The 4,921-nt window shown below is 46.8% G+C and carries 1 protein-coding gene; it reads left to right on the top strand.

Translation table 11 applies throughout. The features are described from left to right. Nucleotides 1-321 precede the first annotated feature (321 nt). A partial coding sequence (locus KDK17_RS06900) for a hypothetical protein (protein WP_257287687.1) occupies nt 322-4,921 on the top strand: 4,600 nt, incomplete at its 3' end.

Below are 4,921 nucleotides of genomic sequence, written 5' to 3'. Positions count from 1 at the left end.
GACCAATTTATTGCAACCGCAGTAGGACAGCCTTAAGTCCGACAGGCTGCTAGCATGGGAACGAGTCAAAAGCAAAGCTTCTTCAGTTGAATCTCAGAGTTGTTAATCTCTGTAGGGGACAATTTCGAGACAAAGCTAAATTCGCCCAATAGCTAGCGGATTTGCCATTTTGAACTAAATTCACTCAACAGCTTACCGGAACAACAATGAGCGATTCACAGCCGTGAGCAAGTAACAGCCGTGAGCGAATGGAAGTTAGTTCCTGGTCTGGTGTGGAAATGTCTTAACGGTAGTCAAAGTAATCAGCTCTGAGGTAGTCGGATGGCACATGCTTGCCCCAACGCACTGAGCCTTGCTGCGGCCGTTGCCATCGGCTCTTCAATTATTGGTACACAGGCACTGGCCGATCGCAAGCTGCAGACAAAATCTGCCGATATTCTGGGCAATAAACATGCAGAATTCACCTGGAGTGAGGTCATGGTTCGGCCGACTTCAGGCCCTGACCAACAGCCAATACCCAAATCCATTACAACCACTTACCCTTATGAGCCTCTGCTCAGTGTGGACTATGTTATTCCTTCTTTAAGCTTTACAGAGGTTCTTTATGGTATTGAGGGTGGCGCTTCCAGTGTTGATCAGTTTGAAACAGACGAGAATGACGTTGCTCAGATGTACACCAAAGTCCTGAAGGTTGGTGATGAGGGCATTTTCAGGTTCACCCATAATCTTGAAGAAAAGGAACTGATCATTGAAGTCAGAGGCAAAATGACCGATCAGGATTCAATTGATGCTGTTCGTGATCACTTACACCAATCATTGGAACCGTTAACGAAAATCGCCAGCCCGGAACAACTGGCTGATTTGCTGAAAGCTGCCAACAGCAGAGCAGGAAACCTGGGCAAACACGATCACTATGTTGCCCTTGCCATCATTGAAGTTGAAAAAGTTGAAGTGCGTGGTCGTACCTTCATGCGTCTTATTGCTTCGGGCGATCAGCCCCCTGATCTGCAAAGTCTGGGTCAATCGCTCTTTGTCAATGATGAGGCTCTCCTGGCAGCAGCCACCTCTGCCTATATCCGGGTTCATGCCCTGGGAGAGGATTTACAACAGCAGGCTCTAAATGAGCTGTTGGCACACAGCAAACCCGTCGGATATGTTGTACTCGCGGAGGATGATACGCGGGTTTATCCTGTGCCTGCGGGCTATCCAAAGCTGGAAGTAGCAGAAACTCCGGGCGAAGTTATTGTTTTTCATGGCCAGAAGCTGAATCCGAATGATGCCGCTTTTGTAGAAAACCTCTATAAGCTTCGGGAAGAAGCTAAGGCTAATAACCCCGTTCATTCAGTAACAACACAAGTTAAAAACTATAAGGTTGAAAGCTACCAATACGTCATTCGAAGCAGTCAGATGGCACTGCTGGAGGAGTTTGCTGCGCGGCATGGTGCTGAAGCTAACGAAGGTCAAATAACGCTTGAATACGAAGATAAAGTGGCTGCGTTTGCGCTGGCAAACTATGAATCTCTGCTGCAGGCATTGAGCAGTGCTACTCCAGACCGGGCAGGTGAATTTGAACTCACACCGGAACAAATCAGAGCCGCTTCAACAGTCATCACGCCAACCTGGATGCAGAGCCAACTTCTAAAACACTTCAGCTTCAAACCTGCACTTAGAGATCTTCTAACGAACCCGCATTCTGTTGAGAAGATTCTGAAGCATATACCCATTGTCGCCAAATCAGTGACCAATATTTTATACAAAAACAAAAAGTTTGCTTTCCATTTCCTGGACAACATGGTCAGAAAGCTCACTGAGGTAGACAGCGAGCTCGAAGAGCTACTTCAGGCAGTCGAACTCCGCCAGCTTGAATATAAGCAGCAGCACGAATCGGATCCAGCCGATGCCAGTGATGAGATAAAACTGATAGCGCAAGGAATCCATCGGATGATTAAGGATAAACTTGCACAGATTCTTGTGAAGCTGAACGATCAGAGAAGCCTGCAACAGTCGCTTATTCAGGAAATCGAACGAATTCCTCTGCTGAGACAACAAGTTCCTGATGCCAGAAAAAAAGCCAGAAGTGTTTACAACTCCGGACTGGCGATACAACTTGGCATAGATGACTGGGATGACGCCCAACCACTGGAAAGGCAAGCCAGACGGCTCTTGGAGAAAATTGATGACAAGTGCAGCGAGGTTCTCAAAACACGTTATCACTCAACGGAACAGGCTGATGATGGTGCTGTAAAAGCAAAACTGGCTGCGATTGAAGGCCAGCTTGGTATCACTCCCATCAATGAAAACGATCTGGATGACCGCTACCGGTCCATTCAACAGCACCTGATATATAAAACAGAACAGATCATAGGGGATGACCCCTTCATACTTATCATTAAACAACGGCCCGGCGGCGGCCTGGTCCCGTTCGACGAAGCTGACCTGCAGGCCCGTGACCAGGTCAATAAGCAACAAAGCGCCCTCACAGAGGCTGAAAAAGCAGCTGAAATCAAAGCTCGCTTTGCCGTCATTGCGGAACATTTAAACATTCAGAATTTTCGTGGCGATGCAGATATTGACACTCAGCTGGCACTTCTGCTTGAGAAAATTAAGTCAATGAAATCTCATCAACCAAGACTTATGAATCTGAGTACCCGCCAAAATGACCCGCTTGAAAAATACCGCACAAAGAATATTCAAACCGAACAAATGAAGTTTCAGCATTTACTGAACAGACCCGTTCAAAACAGGTACGGTGAAGCTGACATCAAACGCCTGCAGGGCACTGTGGCAAATACTTTTGGTATAGAACTGGAAAACCCCGGAACAAAAGGCCAGATAGCCAGACTTGAAATTCTTGAGAAACTGGATGCCGTAGAAAAAGCCCTAATCCCGGCAATAAAGCGTAGTCTCTTCGACGATGTAAGAACCAGATATAACGAGATTGCCCATCATCTTGGCATTGAGGACTATAAATACGCTGCCCCCGATATTGTTAAGATCCATCTCATTAAAGAAGAACTCAAAAAGCTGTCTGTAAAACTTTTTGCACTGGGTGACCCTGACGTTAATGAGCGTATCGCAACCATTAATGCTGAACTTAACTGGCAAATGGCTCGTCTGGGATCTAAACCCCGATATGTTCTTGATCGTGAGGTAGCCAGAGCCAAAGGAGACATTGAAGAAGCTGAAACTGAGCTGGAGGAACTTCATCGCAAACTGGATGCTATTCATCGTAAAGAAGTGGCATTCACACATTCTACCGACGTCCACCCTGACACAGATAAAGATATCACGGTTCTCAATCAGGCAATGAAACACACTCAGACCGGGTCAAGCCTGACTCAGGGTGATAATCAAACCCCAAAAGACCAATTAGACGGCATTGAACGTTTTATTCAGAAAAGCGAAGACGGTTCAGGAAGACGAGTCGAGATCGTTCAGAAACTGATAGCTACTATTAGAAATCTGAAAATCCCCTTTGATAATGACCCTGATAATCTGTCTGAAGAAGATTACATCAATGCCATAGTAGACTATGCAGCCTCTTACGGTCGGGATAAGGCCGATGAAGTCGATTACCTGGGCAAATTGCCTGAAACCAGGAGACAGTACACTCAAATCACGGAGTTCCTCCATGAGCACGATTTTAGAAAAATGGAATTGGCCTATGCACAGGACGGTGAAAAGCAGGCACAAGAGGAACTGGACACTAAAAATCGGGCGATTGACCATTCCAGAAACATCGATCCGGAAACTAAAACCAAACTTAAAGACGAAAGAGATGCGCAGGCCTTGATTCTGGAATGGAGAAAGGCAGTAGTATCAGAAGCTCAGGCAAATCTGGAGGTTCATGGAGCGTCTCTCAGAGTTATTGAGGATGACGTGGGTCTCAAGCCAGAGCCCACTGCCCGCTTGGCTGAGCGTGTTGATGCCCTGAGAAATAAACAGGTGCAACTGGGAGGGCTCGATGGTACTGGCGGCATGATTCAGCAACTGACCGAGGAACAGGACAGTCTGAACAGAGAAATAGAAATCAGAAAAGCGCGAATAGTGATCTTAAAGGGAGTTTTGGAATCGGCAGAAGAGGCTATCGAAAATGAGGGTGTTTCCTTCCAGTACACGCCGGGACAAGCAAAAATACTGACCGAAATACACACCTACATGGGCGAACATTCATTCAGGAAACAGGCTCTGGAAGCCGCAATGGGTCTGGCGAAATCAGCTGAACTAAGCAGTAAGTCAATACCCAATCTTCAGACTTTTGACTTAGATGATGAATTTGCACCGATTCGCTTGCAGGCATTGGTGGGAGATCATATGACGTTTGACCGGGCCAGACGGACTGTGGAAATCTTCAAAAATCTGAAGACGACATTCACGATCAGGCCCACAGAAGATCAGTCTCTGAATCCGCTGGGAGAAGCCCAAAAGCTGGCGGACAGGGCAAGAAGTCACATTAAAACCGGGCCACAACACTATGACGATGAAATCCACAGCATGGGCGAAGCCGCTATTCACTTCATCGAGCATGAACCAAGGGATCTGAAAAGCTTCTCGGAATACTTTGCTGCCCATTCTGTCAGTGGCAACAGGATTATAGCTCTGCTGAGTGAAAGTCTGATCAGTAAGGTTGAATTAGAGAACTATATGGAGGCCATCAGAGGTGTCGACGAATATCAGACAATGGCTGAATTTGAACACTTTCTTGGTTATAAACACGGCGTCAAGGTGCCTGAGTTCCAAAAGGTTGTCCGGATGCTGTCCGACAGAGGTACTAAGGAATTTATGCACAGTGCCTTTACTCCTGTGACAGCCACTGGCACGACGGGCATGAAAGAATCTGTTGCAGGTATGAAAGTTTACGCGGCTGCGGTCATCGCCAACTACGTTCTTGACGATATTGCCTTTGAAAACGGCCGCAAGA

The sequence above is a fragment of the Endozoicomonas sp. SESOKO2 genome (assembly GCF_024606245.1).
In the GTDB taxonomy this organism is placed as follows: domain Bacteria; phylum Pseudomonadota; class Gammaproteobacteria; order Pseudomonadales; family Endozoicomonadaceae; genus Endozoicomonas_A.
This window is presented reverse-complemented; position numbering and strand designations above follow the sequence as displayed.